Genomic DNA, 20,306 nt, shown 5'->3' on the forward strand with positions numbered 1-20,306 from the left:
TGGGCATGTCCCGACGATACGTGCGACGCGGGCTAAATCTACTTAATACGGGCACCTCGGGCGCGGCGTGTGACGGGCGGCCGGGCGCGCAGGGCGTCAGGCGCGGCGTGCGCCATACGGCATCCCCGGTGTCCCCGCATCCCGGCATCCCGGCATCCCGGCAGGTGACATGCGGGCATCCCGGCGCGTGACGTGCAGCGCACGGCCTCGGGTACGGCGGGCGGCCCGGCGCACCGCCTCAGGTACGGCGCGTGACGTGCAGCGCACGGCCTCAGGTACGGCGGGTGGCCCGGCGCGCGGCCTCGGGCGCTGTGAGCGACTCCGGGGCCGGGCCGGGCCGGGCGGCGGGAGCTACATACGGGCGATATTGCGTTCGTAGACCAGCCGGAGGCCGATCAGGGTGAGCCACGGCTCGTGCTCGTCGATCTCCGACGACTCGCCCAGCACCATCGGCGCCAGGCCCCCCGTCGCGATCACCGTCACGTCATCCGGGTCGTCCGTCAGCTCCTGCTTCATACGGCGGACGACACCGTCCACCTGGCCGGCGAACCCGTAGACGATCCCCGACTGCATCGCCTCGACCGTGTTCTTGCCGATCACGCTCCGCGGCCGGGCGAGTTCAATCTTGCGGAGCTGGGCGCCCTTCACTCCGAGCGCCTCGACGGAGATCTCGATGCCGGGGGCGATCACACCGCCCGCGTACTCCCCCCGGGCGGAGACCGCGTCGAAGGTGGTGGCCGTGCCGAAGTCGACGACGATCGCCGGGCCCCCGTACAGCTCCACCGCCGCCACCGCGTTGATGATGCGGTCGGCGCCGACCTCCTTGGGGTTGTCCATCAGGATCGGCACACCGGTCTTGATGCCCGGTTCGACCAGTACGGACGGCACATCGCCGTAGTAGCGGCGGGTGACCTCGCGCAGTTCGTGCAGGACGGAGGGGACGGTCGAGCAGATGGAGATGCCCTCGATGCCGTCACCCAGTTCGACGCCGAGCAGCGGATGCATCCCCATCAGGCCCTGGAGCAGGACGGCCAGCTCGTCGGCGGTGCGGCGGGCGTCGGTGGAGATGCGCCAGTGCTCGACGATCTCCTCGCCGTCGAAGAGGCCGAGGACGGTGTGGGTGTTGCCTACGTCGATGGTGAGCAGCATCAGAGGTCCGCCTCACGGAGGTCGAGACCGATGTCGAGGATCGGGGACGAGTGGGTCAGCGCGCCCACCGCGAGGTAGTCCACACCGGTCTCCGCGTAGGCGCGGGCGTTGTCCAGGGTGAGGCGACCGGAGGATTCGAGGACGGCCCGCCCGGCGACGAGCGCCACGGCCTCGGCGGTCTCCGCCGGTGTGAAGTTGTCCAGCAGGATCAGGTCGGCGCCCGCGTCGAGCACCTCCCGGACCTGGTGCAGCGTGTCGACCTCGACCTCGATCGGCAGGTCGGGGTAGGCGTGCCGGACCGCCTTGAAGGCCGCCGCGACACCGCCCGCTGCGACGACGTGGTTGTCCTTGACGAGCGCCGCGTCCGACAGGGACATCCGGTGGTTGACGCCGCCGCCGCAGCGCACCGCGTACTTCTCCAGGGCGCGCAGGCCCGGCGTGGTCTTCCGGGTGTCGCGGACCCGGGCCCCGGTGCCCTCCAGGGTGTCGGCCCAGGCGCGGGTGGCGGTGGCGATGCCGGAGAGCCGGCACAGCAGGTTCAGCGCGCTGCGTTCGCCGGTCAGCAGTTCGCGGGTGCTGGTGGTGACGGAGAGCAGCTTCTGGCCCGCCTCGACGCGGTCGCCGTCGGCGACGTGCCGTTCGACCGCGAACTCGCGGGTGGCCACCACCGAGAGCACGGCCTCGGCGATCTGGATGCCGGCGACGGTGCCCGCCTCCCGGGCGGTGAAGTCCCCGGTGGCGACGGCGTCCTCGGGCACGGTCGCCAGGCTGGTCACGTCGGAGCCGCCGTCGAGGTCCTCGCTGAGCGCGACATGGGCGACGTCCTCGACCTGTACGGGGTCGAGCCCGGCCCCGGCCAGCAGGGCGGCGAGCGCGGGGTCGAGTCCGCACTCGTACTCCTCCGCGTCGGCCGAACAGCCGCAGGAGTCCCCGCAGCCGATCTGGATCAGCGGTACGTCCACGGGGAGCGGACGTTCTTCGGGCGTGCTCACAGCTACGACTCCCTCATGCCTGTCGGGGGAAATGCGGTGCTCTCCGTGCGGGTGACGAGGAGCGAACGGTCGGGGGCGAGGCGGACGACCAGATGGCGCCGCCCGGCCGGGTCGTCGCGGTCGGGGTGGTCCTCGCGCCAGTGGCAGCCGCGGGTCTCCTCGCGGCGCAGGGCGGCGGCGGTGAGCACCCGCGCGACACAGAGCAGATTGGTGGTCTCCCAAGAATCCACGCCGGGCACGGCGGTCTTGCCGTCCGTGGTCCCGTCGCCGTCCGTGGTCCCGTCGCCGTCCGTGGCCCCGTCGGCGTCCCTGAGCCCGTTGCCGATCGTGGTCGGGGCGGTCGTGGTCGCGTCGGGGGCGGGGGGCGTGGTCGGGGCGGTGTCGGGTGCCGTGGCCGGGGCGGTTTCGGCGGCCTCGCGGCGTACCTCGTCCAGTGCCAGCGCCGCCGCCGTCAGACTGTCGGCGGACCGCAGCACCCCCACGCCGTGCGACATGATCCGCTGGATGGTGGCGCGCGCATCGGGGGCGATCAGCGGCAGTCCGGAGGGGGTCGCCGGGGCCGCGGGCGCGCCGGCCGCCAGCAGTCCGTTGTCGGCGATGCCGGCGATGTCGGCGGCGATGCGCTCGGCGAAGACCAGCCCCTCCAGGAGGGAGTTGGAGGCCAGCCGGTTGGCGCCGTGCACACCCGTACAGGCGACCTCGCCGCAGGCCCAGAGGCCCGGGACGGTGGACCGGCCGTGCAGATCGGTCCGTACGCCACCGGAGGCGTAGTGCGCGGCGGGGGCGACCGGGACCGGCTCGGTGACCGGGTCGATGCCGTGGGCGCGGCAGGCCGCCAGGATGGTGGGGAAACGGCGCTCCCACATCTCCGCGCCGAAGTGCCGGGCGTCGAGGTACATATGGTCCACGCCCTGCTCGCGCATCCGGCGCATGATGGCCTTGGCCACGATGTCGCGCGGGGCGAGTTCGGCGAGTTCGTGCTGACCGAGCATGAAACGGGTGCCGGCCGCGTCGACGAGATGGGCGCCCTCACCCCGTACGGCCTCCGAGACCAGCGGCTGCTGGCCCTCCGACTCGGTGCCGAGGAAGAGCACCGTCGGATGGAACTGGACGAATTCGAGGTCGGAGACCTCGGCACCGGCGCGCAGTGCGAGCGCCACGCCGTCGCCGGTGGAGACGGCGGGGTTGGTGGTGGCGGAGAAGATCTGGCCCATGCCGCCGGTGGCGAGCACGACGGCCGGGGCGTGGACCGCTCCGACTCCGTCGTGCTGGCCCTCGCCCATGACATGGAGGCTGACCCCCGCCGTGCGGCCTTCGGCATCGGTCAGCAGGTCCAGGACCAGCGCGTTCTCCACGGTGCGGAGACCGGCGTCGCGGACCGCCTCGACCAGGGCGCGGGAGATCTCGGCGCCGGTCGCGTCGCCGCCCGCGTGGGCGATGCGGCGGCGGTGGTGCCCGCCTTCGCGGGTGAGCGCTATCTCGCCCGCTTCGGAGGTGTCGAAGTGGGCGCCGGTGGCGATCAGCCGGTGGACGGCGCCGGGGCCCTCGGTGACCAGGGTGCGTACGGCGTCCTCGTCGCAGAGCCCGGCGCCCGCGACCAGGGTGTCCGCGAGGTGCTGGTCGGGGGTGTCACCGTCGCCGATGGCGGCCGCGATACCGCCCTGGGCCCAGCGGGTGGAGCCGTCGTCGAGGCGGGCCTTGGTGACCACGACGGTGACGAGCCCGGCCGCCGCGCAGCGGAGCGCCGTGGTCAGACCGGCGACGCCGGAGCCGACGACGACGACATCGGCGGCGATGGACCAGCCGGGGGCGGGGGCGGTCAGTCGTATCCCGGTGCCGGGGGCGCCGCCTGGGCCGGTGCCGGCCGCGCCGGAGTCCGTGGCGGAACCCGCGCCGGGGTCGCTGAGGGCGTCGGGGTGGGCGCCGGTCGTGCGGGGCGTGCTCACGAGGCGGCTCCGAACCTGAGGGGGATGTTGTCGATCAGCCGGGTCGCGCCGACCTTCGCGGCGACGGCGAGGATCGCGTCCCCCGTGTGGTCGTCGGGGACCTCGGTGAAGTCGGCCGGGTCGACCAGGGCCAGATAGTCCAGGGCCAGGGGCGGGGTGGCGTGGGCGGCCTCGTCGATGACCGCGCGGGCGGCGGCCCGCACCGCCGCGGCGCCACCGGAGGCGGCCTGGGCGACGGCGGCGGCGTCCGCGGCGGCGCGCGCCTCCCCTATGGCGGAGAGCGCGGCGGCGCGGGCGAGGGTGCCCGGGGTGGCCTCCGCCCTGGCCAGCAGCGCCTGCTGGGCGGCGAGGCGGTCGCGGGCCGCGAACAGGGCGCGGGAGAGCGACAGGGCGGTGTCCCGCTCGGCGGGCGAGAGGAAGCGGTTACGGCTGGACCGGGCCAGACCGTCGTCCTCGCGGACGGTCTCCACCCCGACGATGTCCACCGGGAAGTTCAGATCGCGGACCATCCGACGGATCAGCGCGAGCTGCTGGGCGTCCTTCTGTCCGAAGAAGGCCAGGTCGGGGCGGGTGAGATGGAGCAGCTTGGCGACGACGGTGAGCATTCCGTCGAAGTGGCCGGGGCGGCTGGCGCCTTCGAGCCGCGCACCGATCCCGCCGGCACTGATCCGGACCAGGGGCTCGCCGCCGGGGTAGACCTCGGCGGCGGCGGGGGCGAAGACGAGATCGGCGCCGGACCGCTCGGCGGTGGCGAGATCGGCGTCGAGGGTACGGGGGTACCGGTCCAGGTCCTCGCCGGCGCCGAACTGGAGCGGGTTGACGAAGACGGTGACGGTGACGAGGCCCGCGGCGCCGACCCGCTCCCGGGCGGCGCGGATCAGGGCGGCATGGCCCTGGTGGAGCGCACCCATGGTCATGACGACAGCGGTACGGGGGGCGGCGGCGCGAGCGGGGGTACGGGGGGCCTGGTCGGCGCTCCGGTCCTGTTCCGTACCGCGGTGCGGGTCGGCACTTCGGCTCCCGGTGGCGCTCTGGTCCAAGTCGGCGCTCTGGTCCAGGTCGGCGCTTCGGCTCCGGTGCCGGTCGATGGCGTCGTGCAGTTCGGCGACGGTCGGCACGAGCGCGAAGCCGGTGTCCGGGCCGGTGTCCGGGCCGGTGTCCGCCACCGCTTGAGTGCCGGAGGTGCCGGAGGCGCCAGAGAGATCGGCGGTGCCGGACGTGCCAGCGGTACCAGAGGTACCGGAGGGATCGGAGGTGCCGGAGGGATCGGTGGCATGGGTGCTCATCGTGGATCGTCCTCCGCCAGCACGCCCAGCAGGTCTTCGGCCAGCTCCGCCTTGAGCAGTCCATGCGCCAGCGCCCGGTCGGCCGTGGCGCGGGCCATCGCGAGATACCCGGCGACCATGCCCGGCGCGTGTGCGCGCAACTCCGCGACATGGGCCGCGACGGTGCCGGCGTCACCCCGGGCGACGGGACCGGTCAGGGCCGCGTCCCCCGCCCGCAGGGTGTTGTCGAGGGCCGCGCCGAGGAGCGGGCCGAGCATCCGGTCGGGCGCCGAGACCCCCGCCGTACGCAGCAGCTCCATCGACTGGGCCACCAGCGTCACCAGATGATTCGCGCCGAGGGCGAGGGCCGCGTGGTAGAGCGGACGGGACTCCTCCGCGATCCATTCGGGCTCCCCGCCCATCTCGATGACCAGCGCCTCGGCGGCCAGCCGCAGCTCATCGGGCGCAGTGACGCCGAACGAGCAGCCGGCCAGTCGCTGGACGTCCACGCCGGTGCCGGTGAACGTCATCGCCGGGTGCAGTGCGAGCGGCAGCGCCCCCGCGCGGGTGGCGGGATCCAGCACCCGCGCGCCGTACCGGCCGGAGGTGTGCGCCAGCAACTGCCCCGGGCGCACGGCACCGGTCTCCACGAGGCCGTCGACCAGCGCGGGGAGCGCGTCGTCCGGCACGGTCAGCAGCACCAGCTCGGCGCGGGCGAGGACCTCAGCCGGCGGGACGACCGGGACGTCGGGCAGCAGCGCCGCCGCGCGCTGTCGGGACGCGTCGGAGACGCCGGAGACGGCGACGGGCCGGTGCCCGGCGAGCTGGAGCGAGGCGGCGAGGGCCGGGCCGACCCGGCCCGCGCCGACGACGCCCACGGTGAGGCGGGCGGGCCGGTCCCGGGCGTCGAGCGGCTCGTGTGGTGCTGTGGGGTTCACGCGGTACGGCCTTCCGTTCCAGTCCGCGGGGGGTACCGGACGATGTGCCCGTCATGCTACGCCAGCGCCACGTCCCTCCCCCGAGTTGTCCACAGCCTGTGGGCGATGATCGGCGGATGACGGAGACGAGCGAGCAGGAACAGCGGCGGCGCAGGCTGGCCGCCTGGCGCGGGTCGGACCGGGTGCTGTGGCGGGGCTCGGCGGAGCACCGGATCGGCGACCGGCTCACCGCCCTCGTGGCGGACGCGGGGCAGGTGTACGACCTGGACCAGCCCGCCGACATCTACGGCGACGGTGTCGTCGAGAAGGTGGAGAGCCGGGTGGCGGCGCTGCTCGGACACCCGGACGCGGTGTTCTTCCCGACCGGGACGATGGCACAGCAGGTGGCGCTCCGCTGCTGGGCCGGGCGGACGGGGAACGCGACCGTGGCGCTGCATCCGCTGGGCCATCCCGAGGTGCACGAGCGGGGTGCGTTCGGGGTGGTGAGCGGCTTGCGAACGGTCCATCCGACGAGTGAGCCCCGGCTGCCGACGGCGGCGGAGGTGGCGGAGTTCGAGGAACCCTTCGGGACGCTGATGCTGGAGCTGCCGCTGCGGGACGCCGGTTTCGTGCTCCCCTCCTGGGACGAACTGGTGGCGGTGGTGGCGGCGGCGCGGGAGCGGGACGCGGTGGTCCACTTCGACGGCGCCCGGCTCTGGGAGTGCGCGGCGCATTTCGGCAGGGGTCTCGCCGAGATCGGCTCGCTGGCGGACAGCGTGTACGTGTCGTTCTACAAGTCCCTCAACGCGCTGGCCGGGGCCGCACTGGCGGGCCCGGCCGAGGTGATGGCGGAGGCCCGCGCCTGGCGCCACCGCTACGGCGGCCTGATGTTCCAGCAGTACCCGACGGCGCTGTCGGCACTGCTGGGCCTGGAGCGGGAGCTGCCCCGGCTGCCGTCGTACGTGGCGCACGCGGGGCGGATGGCGGCGGCGCTGACGGAGGCACTCCGGGCGGGGGGCGTGCCCTGGTTCCAGGTGCATCCGACGCCTCCGCGGACCCATCAGTTCCAGGTCTGGCTGCCGTACGGGCCCGAGGTGCTGGACGAGGCGTCGGTGCGGCAGGCGGAGGAGACGGGGGTGACGCTGTTCCGGAGGTGGTTCGCGACGGGGCGGCCGCCGGGGGTGTCGGTGACGGAGATGACCGTGGCGGCGGAGGGGCTGGCGTGGGAGGAGGAGGACATCCACACGGCGGTGGCGGAGTTCCTACGGCGGATAGCGCAGGTGGAGCGCGCCGGGCTGAGTGAGTGAGAAGGCCACGGGGGCGGTTCAGCCGCACCATCGCGTCCCGAGGGCGGTTCAGGCCACACCATCACATCCTCAGGGCGGTTCAGGCCACACCATCACATCCCCAGGGGCGGTTCAGCCGCGCCGTCGCGTCCGGTCACGGCGGCGGAGTCGTCTCCACACCCCTCTGAGCCCGCCCGCCCCGGCCCCTTCGGCGGCGGCGCGCCCCGCCCGGGAGCGGGCGGGCCGCGCCGCCGCCGAAGGGGATGTGCTCGCGAACCCCTCACCCAGCTCCCGCAGCACCTGCCAGTCGTTCAGCCCCGGCTGCGGCGGCAGCCGGTCCCCGCGCCGGGTCGCCCGATAGGTGTCCAGCATGTACTGATGCATCGCGTTCATGGCCCCAACGCTGCGCCCGCCCGTCCCGCCCGTCACGTCGATTGACGAGCCCCGTCAACCGACACCCCGCAGGTCACGCGCGCCCGGCACCATGGAGGGGTGAGCGTGACCATCGACATCAGCGGGCTCCCCCCGGAGCGCATCGTCTTCGACATCTCCCCCCTCGCCGAGCTGGGTGTGGCCCTGCACGCCCTCTCCGAGCCGGGACACCACCCCGGGCTGCACGGCTGGGCCACCGCCACCAGTGCCTCACTCAAGCCCGATCTCGCCGATCGACTGCACGAGGCGGACTTCCTCTGGCGGTCGACCTTCTCGGACGTGTTCATGGCGTTCGCCGGGCTCCCCGCTGACCGCGTCCGGCCGAGCGCGACCCTCGCCGACGATCTGGACCTGCTCGACCGCCTGGACGACGAGCGGTTCGTCTCCGCCGCCCTGGAGTTCACCTGCGCGAGCAGTTACACCAGCGGCCGGCCCTCCGCCCTCAGTAACTCCGTCACCCGGGCCCGCGCCCTCGATCTCGCCGCCACCCGCGGTCCGCAGGCGCTCGACTTCACCCAACGGCTGCTGCGGGACCCGGCCGCCGTACGGGCCTGGGTCCGCAGGCTCTTCGAGGACTGCGAGCAGGCGTTCTTCGGGGACACCTGGCGCCGGGTCGCTCCCCAGCTCGCCGCCGACGCCCGCCACAAGACCGAGCTGCTGCGCCGCAAGGGGCTCGCGGAGGCGCTGCACGACGTCTCCGCCGCCATCACGGTGGACGAGGACCGGTCCCGCATCACCGTCGACAAACTCGCCACGGCCGGGACGACGGCCGTCGACCCCACCGTCGGTGCGGGGCTCACCCTCCTCCCGTCCAGCTACGGCTGGCCGCATCTGATGGTGCTGAACGCACCCGGCTGGCGGCCGGTGATCCACTATCCGATCGGCTCACCGTCGCTCCCAGGACCCGCCCCGGTCGAGGTGCTGATGCTGCGCATGGAGGCCCTGGCGCACCCCATGCGGATGCGGCTCTGCCGGAACCTCGCCCGTACCCCGTACACGACCGGCGAATTGGCCGAGGCGTACGACATCACCGCGCCCGAGGTCTCCCGGCATCTCGCCGTCCTCAAGAAGGCCGGGCTGATCACCACCCGCAGGCGCGGCCGGTACGTCCTGCACCAGCTCGACGTCTCCGCCGTCGCTCGCATCGGCAGCGACTTCCTGGAGACCGTGCTGCGCTGACCGGCCCGGAGGGGCCGGAGGGGGTGGAGGGGCCGGAGGGGGTGGAGGGGCCGGAGGGGGTGTCAGGCGGCCGGGCCGCCGCCCGCCCGGACCAGACCCGTCTCGTACGCCAGCACGACCACCTGCACCCGGTCCCGCAGGTTCAGCTTGGTCAGGATGCGGCCCACATGGGTCTTCACCGTGGCCTCGGAGAGCACCAGCCGCGCCGCGATCTCGCCGTTCGACAGGCCCTGGGCGACCAGCAGCATCACCTCGCGCTCGCGGTCGGTCAGCCGGTCGACGTCCTTGTTGCCCGGCTCCGAACCGGCGCTCGGCAGCATCGGGGAGAAACGGTCCAGCAGACGGCGGGTGGTGGACGGCGCGACGACCGCGTCGCCGCTGTGGACCGAGCGGATCGCGCCCAGCAGCTCGGCGGGCGGCACGTCCTTGAGCATGAAGCCGCTGGCGCCCGCCTTCAGCCCGGAGAACGCGTACTCGTCCAGGTCGAAGGTGGTCAGGATCAGTACCTTCGGGGGATTCGGCGCGGCGCAGATACGCCGGGTCGCCTCGACGCCGTCGAGCCTCGGCATCCGCACGTCCATCAGGACGACGTCCACGGCCGTGGAGCGCAGGATCTCGATCGCCTCCGCGCCGTCGCCCGCCTCCGCGACGACGTCCATGTCCGGCTGGGCGGCGAGCACCATCCGGAAGCCGGTGCGCAGCAGTACCTGGTCGTCCACGAGCATCACACGGATGGACATGTCAGCGGGGTCCTCGTTCTCTCGTCATTCTCGGGCCAAGCGGTACGGGCGGGAGCGGTACGGGCGGGAGCAGTACGGGCGGGAGCAGTACGGGCGGGTAAAGACCTGCAAGCGCTGCAAGGGGCGGTCGGGATCAGCAGGCGGGGGGGCAGGCGAATCGGTGGATCAGGGGGGTCACGCGGGCTTGAGGGGCAGCAGGGCGCTGATCCGGAAGCCGCCGCCCGGTCTCGGCCCGGCGTCCAGCGTGCCGCCGACCATACCGATCCGCTCGCGCATCCCGATGAGCCCGTGTCCCTGGCCGTCGGCGCCCCCGTCCTCGTAGAGCTCGTGCGACGCACCCCGGCCGTCGTCCTCGACCAGCAGCCCGAGCCCGTCGTCGAAGTAGACCAGCCGTACGCTGGCGCCGACCTCGGGGCCACCGTGCTTGCGGGAGTTGGTGAGCGCCTCCTGGACGATGCGGTACGCCGTCAGCTCGACACCGCTCGGCAGCGGCCTCGGCGTCCCCTCGATCTTGAAGTCCACGGTCAGGCCCGACCTGCGCACCTGCTCGACCAGGTCCTCGATCTGCCCCACATCGGGCTGCGGGACGTACTCACCGCTCTCCGGGGCGTCACCGGTGCGCAGCACCCCCAGCAGCCGGCGCATCTCGGCGAGCGCCTGCCGGCCGGTGGTGGAGATGGTCTCCAGCGCCTGCTTCGCCTGGTCGGGCGCCGCGTCCAGCACATAGGCCGCGCCGTCCGCCTGCACCACCATCACCGAGACGTTGTGCGCGACGACATCGTGCAGCTCGCGGGCGATCCTGGCCCGCTCGGCCGCGACCGCGACCTTCGACTGCGCCTCGCGTTCCTTCTCCAGCCGCATCGCACGCTCCTCCAACTGGGCGAAGTACGCCCGACGGGTACGTATCGAATCCCCGAGTACCCAGGCGAGGGCGAACGGCACGGTCAGTACGACGGTGAAGAAGATCCTTCCCAGCGTGCTGACCTCCTCCACCGGCCAGCGGAGCTGGGACAGCGGGGCCGCGGCGAGACCACCGACGAACGCCAGCCGGGATGCCCAGCGGGACGAGTCCTGCGCGGCGACCGTGTAGATGATCACCAGCATCGCGAAGTCACCCGGCGCGGTCGGGACGTCCAGCACGAGCTGGGCGACGCCCGCCAGCACCGCGAGCACCAACATCTTCTCGGGCATGCGTCGGCGCAGCGCGACCACCAGACTCAGCGCCAGTACTACTGGCACCGAGACCCAGGCGGGGCTGTCGTTCACTGAGTCCGTCGCCAGCCCGAGGACGGAGAACAGCAGGAGGACGACGGCCCAGAAGGTGTCGACGCCCGTCGGATGTCCGCGGAGGAAGTCATAGACGCGCTGCACGTAACCCAGAGTAGGGAAGGCTGACAGGTGTAGGGGTCAACCGCCAGAGCGATCCGAAGGACGTGGGCGTACTCCGCAAGGTGGAGACTTATGCCCGTGACGGACGAGCCGGCGGGCGAGACGTGTCGATGGCGGGGCTGGCGGGAAGCGGCGGAGGCCGCTCTGTACGGGCCGGACGGGTTCTATCTGCGGCCCGAGGGGCCGGCAGGACACTTCCGGACGTCGGTGCACGCCTCGCCCCTCTTCGCGATGGCGGTCGCCCAGCTACTGCTGACCACGGCGGACGAGCTGGGACCGGTCCCCGAACTCAGCATCGTGGACATGGGCGCGGGCCGGGGAGAGCTGCTGACGGGGGTGCTGGCGGCGCTCCCGCCAGAGTTCGCGGTACGGGCGTACGCGGTGGAGCGCGCGGCGCGCCCCGCCGGCCTCGACCCGCGCATCGAGTGGGTCCGGGAGCCGCCGCGGGGGATCACCGGACTTCTCTTCGCCAATGAGTGGCTGGACAACGTGCCCGTCGACGTCGCCGAGGTGGACGAGGACGGAGTGGTGCGGCGGGTGCTCGTCTGCCCCGACGGCACCGAACGCCTTGGCGCCCCGGTGACCGGGGCGGACGCGGAGTGGCTGGCCCGCTGGTGGCCGCTGACCGAGCCCGGGACCCGGGCGGAGATCGGGCTGCCGCGCGACGAGGCGTGGGCGGACGCGGTGGCCACCGTACGGGCCGGTCTCGCGGTCGCCGTCGACTACGGGCACCGGGCGGCCGCGCGACCCCCCTTCGGCACGCTGACCGGGTTCCGCGCGGGCCGGGAGGCGCCACCGGTGCCCGACGGCACCCGCGACCTCACCGCGCACGTGGCGCTGGACGCGTGCGCCCTGCCCGGCGCGACCCTCACCTCCCAGCGCGACGCGCTCCGGGCGCTGGGCGTCTCCGCCGCCCGGCCGCCGCTGACGCTGGCGTCGACGGATCCCGCGGCCTACGTACGGGCCCTCGCCGCGGCTTCCGAGGCCGCGGAGCTGACGGCACAGGGCGGTCTCGGCGACTTCCTCTGGCTCCAGCAGCGAAGGCCCGTCCCGGGCCCCGGGGGGCCCGGGCGCTGAGGAGGGGGAGGCCCGGGTCCTGGGCGGTGCCGGGCGGGAGATACTGAGGCCATGACGGAGACCACGTTCGGCATCGGCGGCGCCGCGGAAAGCACCGACATGGTGCTCAACATCGGCCCCCAGCACCCCTCCACCCACGGCGTCCTCCGCCTCCGCCTCATCCTCGACGGCGAGGTCATCCAGCACGCCGAACCGGTCGTCGGCTATATGCACCGCGGCGCGGAGAAGCTCTTCGAGGCCCGGGACTACCGCCAGATCGTCATGCTCGCCAACCGCCACGACTGGCTCTCCGCGTTCTCCAATGAACTCGGTGTCGTCATGGGGGTCGAGCGGATGCTCGGCATGGAGGTGCCCGAGCGCGCCGTCTGGACCCGGACCCTGCTCGCCGAGCTGAACCGGGTGCTCAACCATCTGATGTTCCTCGGTTCCTACCCGCTGGAGCTGGGCGGCATCACCGCCGTCTTCCACGCCTTCCGCGAGCGCGAAGAGCTCCAGAACGTCATGGAGGAGGTCTCCGGCGGCCGGATGCACTACATGTTCAACCGGGTCGGCGGCCTCAAGGAGGATCTCCCGGCCGGCTGGCTCGGACGAGTCCGGCACGCCGTCTCCGAGGTGCGGTCACGCATGGACGTGTACGACCGGCTGGTGCTCGGGAACGAGATCTTCCGGGGCCGTACCCGCGATGTGGGCGTCCTGTCCGCCGCGTCCGTGCACGCGTACGGCGTCAGCGGGCCGATCGCCCGTGCCTCCGGTGTCGACTTCGACCTCCGCCGCGACGAGCCGTACCTCGCCTACGGGGAACTGCGGGACACCCTCAAGGTGGTCACGCGGGAGGAGGGCGACTGTCTCGCCCGGTTCGAGGTGCTGCTCGATCAGACGCACAACGCCCTGGAGCTGGCGGAGGCGTGTCTGGACCGGATCGCCGAGCTGCCGCCCGGTCCGATCAACCAGCGGCTGCCGAAGGTGCTGAAGGCCCCGGAGGGCCACACGTACACCTGGACGGAGAACCCGCTCGGGATCAACGGCTACTACCTGGTCTCCAAGGGCGAGAAGACCCCGTACCGGCTGAAGCTGCGCTCGGCGTCGTACAACAACATCCAGGCGATCACCGAGCTGCTGCCGGGCACCCTGGTCGCGGACATGGTGGCGATCCTGGGGTCGCTCTTCTTCGTCGTCGGCGATATCGACAAGTAGCCCGACCGGCGGTCCGCCCCAGGTCCTGTCCGGAGGGACAGGACCTGGGGCGGACCTATGAGGTGGACCTGGGGCGGATCTGACGTTCAGGAACCGACCGCGTTCCTCAGCTGTCCGAGGTCCAACTGCTCCGTCTCGTCGTGGGCGGTCAGATCGATGACGTCGCCGGCCGCGCGGGCCTCACCGGAACGGCTCTCGGCCAGTGCCTCCTCGCCGACCACATCGGCAAGGTCCTCCTCCTGCACGGCCTCGATCGCCTTCGCCGGGTGACCGGCCGCCGTCTGGGTGCCGAAGAAGTCGAAGCCGTTGTCGGGGCGGTGGCGGACGGGGGCACGGCGCGGTCCGTACGGGACGATCGCGGCGGCGAGCGCGGAGTGTCGGGCCGGGGCGAGCGCGGGGGCGGCGGTCGTCGGGCGGGTGTGCTGCTCTCCCCCGGCGCCCGCCGAGGGCTTCCCCTGCGGTTCGTCCGCCTCTCCGGTCCGCGCGGTGGGCGCGGCCGTGTCCCCGGCTGCCGCGGCACCGGCCGCACCGGCCGCGGTCCTGGAGAGGTTGTCCAACGCCCGCGCGGCGCGCAGGAAGGTGGCGGCGGTGGGGGTGGCGGACCGGGCCGGGGGCAGTGCCTTGGGGCCGGTCGGCTTGTCCGGGGCCGTGCCCACGGCCCCGGTGGCTTCGGTCGAGTCGGTGGCCGCGGTGGATGCGGTGGCCTCGGTCGAGGTGGCGGGGCCGCTCGCCTCGATCGCGAGCTGACGGCGGCCCTCCAGCGCGGTGGCCCGCTCCGTCTCGGCGGTCGCGTAGCGGCGGAGCAGCGCGGCGTGCTCACCGCGCAGTGCCGCCAGTTCGACCCGCTTGGCCCGCAGCTTGGCGTCGAGCTTGGCCCGCAACTCGCGCGAACCCTCGGCGTCGGCCTCCAGCTCGGCTATGCGTTCCTCGGTCTGCCAGGCGTCGCTGGCGCGCCCCCGGGTGAGGTCGGCGACCTGGCGGCCGGCCGCCCGGTCCCAACTGCGCATGATGACCGCGCCGGTGACGGCCGCTGCCGCCGCCGCCGCGACCAGCGCCCGGAGCATGACGGGTTCGGTCAGCAGCCACGCGCCGGCGGCGCACAGCACCGCCGCGCCGGCGACCGCTGACGGCGGCAGCAGCCTGTGAAGGGGAGGGGAATGGCGGTGGCGTCCACGTGGCATGGCCTGAAATTTACCGTGCGGAGAAGCCGCGGGGGATAGCGGCCCGGCAAATCTCTCGCACGGCCTCTCCCGGGGCGCGCTTTTGACGGTTTCTTACTTCTTGAGCAGGCCCTTGGACTTCAGATACTCCGCCGCCGCATCCTGGGGTTTGGCGCGCTCCGCATCGACCTTGCGGTTCAACTCCGCGAGATCTTCCGTCGTCAGCACCTTGGTGAGCGCGCCGAGCGCATCGGCGATCCCGGCGTCTCCCGCGTCCTTCGCATTGACCACCGGAAGGACGTTGTCCGCGTTCTGCAACTTCTTGTCGTCGGCGAGGAAGACCAGTCCGTCCAGGACCGCGTCGGTGGTCGTGGTGAGCACCAACTGGTCGACGCCGTCCCTGACGGCCTGCTTGGACTGCGGGGTGCCGACGCCCTTGGGGTCGACGCCGGTGACCGCGATGCCGTAGACCGACTTCAGACCGGGTGCGCAGAACGGCCGCACCTCGCACTCGTCACCCGCCGCGATCTTGACCTTGAGCTTCGATTTTCCAAGATCACTAAGAGTCTTGAGCTTGTTCTTCTCGGCGAATTCCTCGCTCACCGCGAACGCGTTCTGATCAACGGCGGGACCGGCCGGAAGGATCTTCAACCCGCGCGGTTCGGCGAGCTTGGTGAGCGCGGCGACGGTGGTGTTCACATCACTGGTGGCGACGGGCTTCTCATCGGGCGCCTTCGGGCCGTTCACCTTCGCGTTGAGGAATTCGGCGAGGGTCGCGGCATATTCGGGTACGACATCGATCTCCCCCTTCTCCAGCGAGGGTTCGTACAGCTCACGGTTCTTCACCGTGGTCACCGACGTGTCGTAGCCGGCGTCGGCCAGGACGCGTGCGTACAGCTCGGCGAGCACCTTGGACTCGGTGAAGGACGCGGAGCCCACGACGAGCGAGCCCTTCTTGCCGGAGCCGCCGCCCGCGCCGTCCTTCGACTTCTCCAGGCTGTCACCGTCGCCGCAGGCGGCGAGAGAGCCCGCCAGGGCCAGCACCGCCAGCACGGCTCCCGCGGTACGAGAGGGCTTTCTCATCAGCTTCTCCATCCAAGGATTCTCATGGTTCACACGGCCGTCTTCCGGTCCCGCGGCGAACCCGCCGGGGGGTTCGGGGACACAGCGGGCCCCGAGGACGCAGTGGGCGCCGGGACCTTCGGGGACGCGGATGCCGACGCCGACCGCGCCGACGCCCTGCGACGGGGGTCGATCAGCCGGTCCGCGGCCACCAGCACCCCCTCCACCAGCAGCGCCAGCAGCGCCGCGAGCAGCGCACCAGCCACGACCTGTGGTGTGTCATAGGTGTTGAAACCCGCGGTGATGATGCGGCCGAGACCGCCCTGCCCGACCATCGAGGCGATGGTGGCGGTGGCGACGACCTGGACGGCGGCCGACCGCAGCCCGGTCATCAGCAGCGGATAGGCCAGTGGCAGTTCGACCCGGCGGAAGAGCTGACCGCCCGACATCCCCATCCCCCGCGCGGCCTCCACCACCGCACGGTCCACTTCCCGCATCCCGACATAGGCGTTGGTCAGCAGCGGTGGCACTGCGAAGAGCACCAGCGCGATGATCGTCGGCGCATAACCGGCGCTCCGCAGCGGGGTGAGCATGAAGAGGGCGAGGACCGCGAAGACGGGGATCGCCCGGCCCGCGTTGGAGATGTTGACCGCGAGCGCGCCGCCCCTGCCGATGTGCCCGAGCCAGAACGCGATCGGCAGGGCAATGGCACAGGCCAGCAGCAGGGCGACCCCGCTGACATACACATGCTCGCCCAGCCGGTGCCAGGCACCGCTCTCCCCCGACCAGTTGGAACCGGTGGTGAGCCAGGTCCAGGCGTCCGCCAGCACTCCCATCAGACCACCCCTCCGGCCGTGCGTATGCGGGTCCAGGGCGTCAGCAGCCGCTGGACCCCCAGCAACAGCAGATCCGCCACCGCCGCCAGCAGCACACAGAGCACCGAAGCGGCCAGCACCTGCGCCTTGAACGTGGTCTGCACGCCGTCGTCGATGAGGTTGCCGAGACCGCCCTTGCCGACCAGCGCGCCGATCGTGGTGAGCGCGATCGTGGAGACCGTGGCCATCCGCAGACCGGCCATCACGGCGGGCAGCGCGAGCGGCAGCTCGACCTCCCAGAGCAGGCGCCCCGGTCCGTAACCCATCCCGCGGGCGGCCTCACGGGCCTCGGCGGGCACGGAGTCGAGGCCGGCCAGTATGTTCCGGACCAGGATGGTGAGGGAGTAGAGCACCAGACCGGTCACGACCAGCGCCGCCGAGAGTCCGAAGACCGGTAGCAGCAGCGAGAACATCGCCAGCGACGGGATCGTGTAGAGCAGGGTCGTCAGGCCCAGCACCGGACCGGCGAAGGCGGGTCGCGCACGGGCCAGCAGCGCCAGCGGGAACGCCACCGCCAGCCCGATCAGCACCGACACCACGGTGATCCCGACGTGCTGGAGCGTCGCGTCGGTCAACTCCTGGCTCCGGGTGCGGAGGTACTCCCCGCAGATCCAGTCATTGGCCGCCAGACAGCTCTGTGCCGCGAGTCCCGAACTCATGCTCCCCCACCTCCCCGCCCCTTGAAGAACGTATGTCTGACAACTGCCCGGAAACCCTAACCCCGACCACTGACAATCGTCGGAGACCACCACAGGCCGGCAACACTGCCTTCACACAGCACCCGCCTGACACCGTCAAAATGGGGAACCATGATTCGCTTCGAGCACGTCACCAAGCGCTATCCGGACGGAACGACAGCCGTCGACGATCTGTCGTTCGAGGTGGCCGAGGGCGAACTGGTCACGCTCGTCGGTCCGTCCGGCTGCGGCAAGACCACCACCATGAAGATGGTCAACCGGCTCATCGAGCCCAGTTCCGGCCGGATACTCGTGGACGGCGACGACATCTCCACCGTCGACCCGGTCCAGTTGCGCCGGCGGATCGGCTACGTCATCCAGCAGGTGGGGCTCTTCCCGCACAAGACGGTCCTGGAGAACACCGCCACCGTCCCCCATCTCCTCGGCTGGCAGCGCACCAAGGCACGCGCCCGCGCCACCGAGCTGCTCGATCTGGTGGGGCTCGACCCGTCCACGTACGGCGACCGCTATCCCGAGCAGCTCTCCGGCGGTCAGCGCCAGCGGGTCGGGGTGGCCCGCGCGCTGGCGGCCGATCCCCCGGTGCTGCTGATGGACGAGCCGTTCGGCGCCGTCGACCCGGTGGTCCGCGAACACCTCCAGAACGAGTTCCTCAAGCTCCAGTCGCAGGTCCGCAAGACCGTGCTGTTCGTCACACACGACATCGAGGAAGCGGTACGCCTCGGCGACCGGATCGCCGTCTACGGACAGGGTCGGATCGAGCAGTTCGACGCCCCGGCCGCCGTGCTCGGCACCCCCGCGACGCCGTACGTGGCCGATTTCGTCGGCGCCGACCGGGGCCTCAAGCGGCTCTCGGTCACCCCCATCGAGGAGAGCGACCTCATCCAGCCGCCCGTCGTCCGGCTGGACGACGCGCTGCCCCGGGAGCTGGGCGCGCGCTGGGCGGTCGTCCTGGACGGTGCGGGCGATCTGCACGGCTGGATCTCCGCCGAGCGGGCGCGGCTGGCCGGTTCCGTGGGCGAGCACGCCCGCCGCATGGACGCCTGGCTGCCGCTCGGCGCCTCCCTGAAGCAGGCGTTCGCCACGATGCTCCAGCACGACGCCGGCTGGATCGCGGTGATCGACAAGGAGGGGACCGGGCGCTTCCTGGGGGTGCTGACCCCGGCCGGGCTGCACGAGGCACTGCGACGCTCGATCGACGCGGACGCCCAGGACGTTCCCCGTACCGCCGTCGCGCTGGAGTCCATCGCGACGGTGACGGACGCGATCAAGCCACCGATCCCGGACCCGACACCGACGCCGACGCCGACCCCGGACCCGACACCGACACCGGGCACGGACGCCCGGCCCACCGAGGACTGAGTCGGGCTCGCCCCGGGAAGGGCTCCGGCCCGGGCGCCCTTCCCGGGCCGGCCGGATGGTCATGGGCGCAGGCGGATCGCACGGTGGCCGCCGCGGAGCCCGGAACGGCTACCGGCACGGCCACCGGCACGGCCACGCCGGGACTTCGCCACCGCTCGGACGCATGGGCCCCGGTGCGCCGCCGTTCCCGAATTTACGGTGCGGAGAGGAACCCGCCCCCCGGAACTTCCGTCCTAGACAGCGCAAATCGTCCGGAGCCGCCCCGACCCGCGGCTCATGGACCCAAACCTCTCGCGAAGCCACGGGAAGCGATGTCTGCAGCGATGGATGGGGATAAATCAGGACCGGTTCCGCAACGCGCGCGGGGGATGCGGCGCGCCCGCCGGATGGTGCGCGGCCCGCGCCCGGAGACGGTCCCCTCGATCGTCGGCACGGCCTGTGTCCTCGTCGGCCTGATCGACATCGCGGCCGGGGTCGTCCCGACCTTCCGACCCAGCGGGACGACCGCCCCCACCGAGGTACTCCCCGGCGCCACCGGCCCCTTCTCCGCCGCCCTCTCCCTGAGCGCCGGCGTCCTCCTCCTTCTGCTCGCGCACGGGCTCAAACACCACCAGCGCCGGGCCTGGCGAGCCGCCGTACTCCTACTGCCCCTCGGGGCGGCCGGACAGTTCGTCTACCGGAACTCGATCGCCGGCGCGGTCGTCTCCCTGGCCGTCCTGGCACTGCTCCTCGTCCACCGCCAGGAGTTCGCAGCCCTGCCGGACCCGCGCAGTCGCTGGCGGGCGCTCACCAACTTCGTCCTCATGGGCGCGGCCTCGCTCGGCCTCGGCCTGATCGTCGTCAGCGCCCACCCGGACGAGGTCGACGGCAACCCCGGGCTCGCCGACCGGCTGGAGCACACCCTGTACGGGCTCCTCGGCTTCGAGGGGCCCGTCGGCTACGGCGGCGACGTCTCCTGGACCGTCGGGTACTCCCTGGGCGCGCTCGGCCTGCTGACCGCCGTCACCACCGGCTACCTCGCCTTCCGGCCCGAGCACCGGACCGCGCGCCTCACCGAGGACGACGCACGGCGGCTCCGCGCGCTGCTCGCCCGGCACGGCGGCCGGGACTCCCCCGGCCACTGCGCACTCCGCCGCGACAACGGCGTGGTGTTCTCCCCCAGCGGCAAGGCCGCCGTCCGCTACCGAGTGGTCTCCGGGGTGATGCTCGCCAATGGCGACCCGATCGGCGATGTGGCGGCCTGGCCGGGCGCCATCGAGCGCTTCATGGACAAGGCCAGGGCCCACTCCTGGACCCCCGCCGTCATGGGCTGCTCCGAGACCGGGGGCGAGGTCTGGACCCGGGAGACCGGCCTGAACGCCCTGGAACCGGGCGACGAGGCGGTGGTGGACAGCGCGGATTTCCCTCTCGGCGGGCGCGCCAGGTGCGACGCCCGCCGGATGGTGAAGCGCATCGCCCGCCCCGGCCGCACGACCCGGGTCCGGGGGGTCCGTGACCTCGCGCATGAGCCGCTGACACGGAGAGGTCCCACGGCGATCCGGCCAGATGACCCCATGAACCCGGCCCTCCCCCCGCTCCGCGCCGAC

At 72.6% G+C, this 20,306-nt stretch carries 17 protein-coding genes and 1 pseudogene; 6 read left to right on the forward strand and 12 right to left on the reverse strand.

The features are described 5' to 3' along the window. Positions 1-351: 351 nt before the first annotated feature. From ACH4S7_RS10615 to ACH4S7_RS10635, 5 genes are all read right to left on the reverse strand, one after another. Positions 352-1,149, reverse strand: a complete 798-nt coding sequence (locus ACH4S7_RS10615; RefSeq protein WP_398520770.1) for a type III pantothenate kinase — start codon at positions 1,147-1,149, stop codon at positions 352-354. Next, complete coding sequence (gene nadC / locus ACH4S7_RS10620; protein ID WP_398520771.1) at positions 1,149-2,141, reverse strand: carboxylating nicotinate-nucleotide diphosphorylase; 993 nt, start codon at positions 2,139-2,141, stop codon at positions 1,149-1,151. The genes ACH4S7_RS10615 and nadC overlap by 1 nt, the downstream gene beginning before the upstream one ends. Positions 2,142-2,143: 2 nt before the next feature. Beyond that, entirely contained in the window at positions 2,144-3,970 is a 1,827-nt protein-coding gene (locus ACH4S7_RS10625; RefSeq protein WP_398521342.1) for an L-aspartate oxidase, read from the reverse strand. Positions 3,971-4,083: 113 nt separating this feature from the next. Then, the gene (gene panC, locus ACH4S7_RS10630; RefSeq protein WP_398520772.1) at positions 4,084-5,373 is read right to left on the reverse strand and encodes a pantoate--beta-alanine ligase; all 1,290 of its coding nucleotides are present in this window, start codon (positions 5,371-5,373) and stop codon (positions 4,084-4,086) included. Then, on the reverse strand, positions 5,370-6,290 hold the full coding sequence (locus ACH4S7_RS10635; protein WP_398520773.1) for a Rossmann-like and DUF2520 domain-containing protein: 921 nt from the start codon (positions 6,288-6,290) through the stop codon (positions 5,370-5,372). Before ACH4S7_RS10635 ends, panC begins: the two co-directional genes overlap by 4 nt. A 116-nt stretch (positions 6,291-6,406) precedes the next feature. Between ACH4S7_RS10635 and ACH4S7_RS10640 the strand changes: the two genes are divergently transcribed. Further along, entirely contained in the window at positions 6,407-7,576 is a 1,170-nt protein-coding gene (locus ACH4S7_RS10640; RefSeq protein ID WP_398520774.1) for a threonine aldolase family protein, read from the forward strand. A 111-nt stretch (positions 7,577-7,687) separates the two neighbouring features. Here ACH4S7_RS10640 and ACH4S7_RS10645 read toward each other — a convergent pair whose 3' ends face one another. Then, positions 7,688-7,948, reverse strand: coding sequence for a hypothetical protein (locus tag ACH4S7_RS10645; protein WP_398520775.1), 261 nt, complete (start codon positions 7,946-7,948; stop codon positions 7,688-7,690). 105 nt (positions 7,949-8,053) lie between these two features. On the opposite strand from ACH4S7_RS10645, the gene ACH4S7_RS10650 reads away from it, so the two are divergent. Beyond that, complete coding sequence (locus tag ACH4S7_RS10650) at positions 8,054-9,166, forward strand: DUF5937 family protein (protein ID WP_398521343.1); 1,113 nt, start codon at positions 8,054-8,056, stop codon at positions 9,164-9,166. 62 nt (positions 9,167-9,228) lie between these two features. Here ACH4S7_RS10650 and ACH4S7_RS10655 read toward each other — a convergent pair whose 3' ends face one another. Continuing rightward, positions 9,229-9,906, reverse strand: a complete 678-nt coding sequence (locus ACH4S7_RS10655) for a response regulator (protein ID WP_398520776.1) — start codon at positions 9,904-9,906, stop codon at positions 9,229-9,231. Positions 9,907-10,080: 174 nt separating this feature from the next. Further along, positions 10,081-11,277, reverse strand: coding sequence for a sensor histidine kinase (locus ACH4S7_RS10660; RefSeq protein ID WP_398520777.1), 1,197 nt, complete (start codon positions 11,275-11,277; stop codon positions 10,081-10,083). 90 nt (positions 11,278-11,367) lie between these two features. Here ACH4S7_RS10660 and ACH4S7_RS10665 point away from each other — a divergent pair, with 90 nt between their 5' ends. Together ACH4S7_RS10665 and ACH4S7_RS10670 are read left to right on the forward strand one after the other, a co-directional pair. Next, positions 11,368-12,372, forward strand: a complete 1,005-nt coding sequence (locus ACH4S7_RS10665) for an SAM-dependent methyltransferase (protein WP_398520778.1) — start codon at positions 11,368-11,370, stop codon at positions 12,370-12,372. Positions 12,373-12,423: 51 nt separating this feature from the next. Next, positions 12,424-13,566 (forward strand): NADH-quinone oxidoreductase subunit D, encoded by a 1,143-nt coding sequence (locus tag ACH4S7_RS10670; RefSeq protein WP_398520779.1) that lies wholly within the window; start codon positions 12,424-12,426, stop codon positions 13,564-13,566. Positions 13,567-13,652: 86 nt separating this feature from the next. Here the strand turns inward: ACH4S7_RS10670 and ACH4S7_RS10675 are convergent, their stop codons facing one another. The 4 genes from ACH4S7_RS10675 to ACH4S7_RS10690 form a co-directional block, all read right to left on the reverse strand. Beyond that, positions 13,653-14,747 (reverse strand): hypothetical protein, encoded by a 1,095-nt coding sequence (locus ACH4S7_RS10675; RefSeq protein WP_398520780.1) that lies wholly within the window; start codon positions 14,745-14,747, stop codon positions 13,653-13,655. 93 nt (positions 14,748-14,840) lie between these two features. Then, positions 14,841-15,809, reverse strand: a complete 969-nt coding sequence (locus ACH4S7_RS10680; protein WP_398520781.1) for an ABC transporter substrate-binding protein — start codon at positions 15,807-15,809, stop codon at positions 14,841-14,843. Between the two features lie 29 nt (positions 15,810-15,838). Then, on the reverse strand, positions 15,839-16,624 hold the full coding sequence (locus tag ACH4S7_RS10685) for an ABC transporter permease (protein ID WP_398520782.1): 786 nt from the start codon (positions 16,622-16,624) through the stop codon (positions 15,839-15,841). Beyond that, positions 16,624-17,322, reverse strand: coding sequence for an ABC transporter permease (locus ACH4S7_RS10690; protein WP_398520783.1), 699 nt, complete (start codon positions 17,320-17,322; stop codon positions 16,624-16,626). Before ACH4S7_RS10690 ends, ACH4S7_RS10685 begins: the two co-directional genes overlap by 1 nt. 150 nt (positions 17,323-17,472) lie before the next feature. On the opposite strand from ACH4S7_RS10690, the gene ACH4S7_RS10695 reads away from it, so the two are divergent. Further along, a complete protein-coding gene (locus ACH4S7_RS10695; RefSeq protein WP_398520784.1) occupies positions 17,473-18,720 on the forward strand; it encodes an ABC transporter ATP-binding protein in 1,248 nt (415 codons plus the stop codon). Positions 18,721-19,031: 311 nt separating this feature from the next. After that, a pseudogene (locus ACH4S7_RS10700) lies at positions 19,032-20,240 on the forward strand (transglutaminaseTgpA domain-containing protein); the annotation flags it as partial. Between the last annotated feature and the right edge of the window lie 66 nt (positions 20,241-20,306).

Source organism: Streptomyces sp. NPDC020965 (assembly GCF_044333555.1).
GTDB lineage: Bacteria > Actinomycetota > Actinomycetes > Streptomycetales > Streptomycetaceae > Streptomyces.

Coding starts and splice junctions, on each gene's coding strand:
- ACH4S7_RS10615 (WP_398520770.1), bottom strand. CDS start 1,149: ATGCTGCTCACCATCGACGTAGGCAACACCCACACCGTCCTCGGCCTC.
- panC (WP_398520772.1), bottom strand. CDS start 5,373: ATGAGCACCCATGCCACCGATCCCTCCGGCACCTCCGATCCCTCCGGT.
- ACH4S7_RS10640 (WP_398520774.1), top strand. CDS start 6,407: ATGACGGAGACGAGCGAGCAGGAACAGCGGCGGCGCAGGCTGGCCGCC.
- ACH4S7_RS10645 (WP_398520775.1), bottom strand. CDS start 7,948: ATGAACGCGATGCATCAGTACATGCTGGACACCTATCGGGCGACCCGG.
- ACH4S7_RS10655 (WP_398520776.1), bottom strand. CDS start 9,906: ATGTCCATCCGTGTGATGCTCGTGGACGACCAGGTACTGCTGCGCACC.
- ACH4S7_RS10665 (WP_398520778.1), top strand. CDS start 11,368: ATGCCCGTGACGGACGAGCCGGCGGGCGAGACGTGTCGATGGCGGGGC.
- ACH4S7_RS10670 (WP_398520779.1), top strand. CDS start 12,424: ATGACGGAGACCACGTTCGGCATCGGCGGCGCCGCGGAAAGCACCGAC.
- ACH4S7_RS10675 (WP_398520780.1), bottom strand. CDS start 14,747: ATGCCACGTGGACGCCACCGCCATTCCCCTCCCCTTCACAGGCTGCTG.
- ACH4S7_RS10680 (WP_398520781.1), bottom strand. CDS start 15,809: ATGAGAAAGCCCTCTCGTACCGCGGGAGCCGTGCTGGCGGTGCTGGCC.
- ACH4S7_RS10685 (WP_398520782.1), bottom strand. CDS start 16,624: ATGGGAGTGCTGGCGGACGCCTGGACCTGGCTCACCACCGGTTCCAAC.
- ACH4S7_RS10690 (WP_398520783.1), bottom strand. CDS start 17,322: ATGAGTTCGGGACTCGCGGCACAGAGCTGTCTGGCGGCCAATGACTGG.
- ACH4S7_RS10695 (WP_398520784.1), top strand. CDS start 17,473: ATGATTCGCTTCGAGCACGTCACCAAGCGCTATCCGGACGGAACGACA.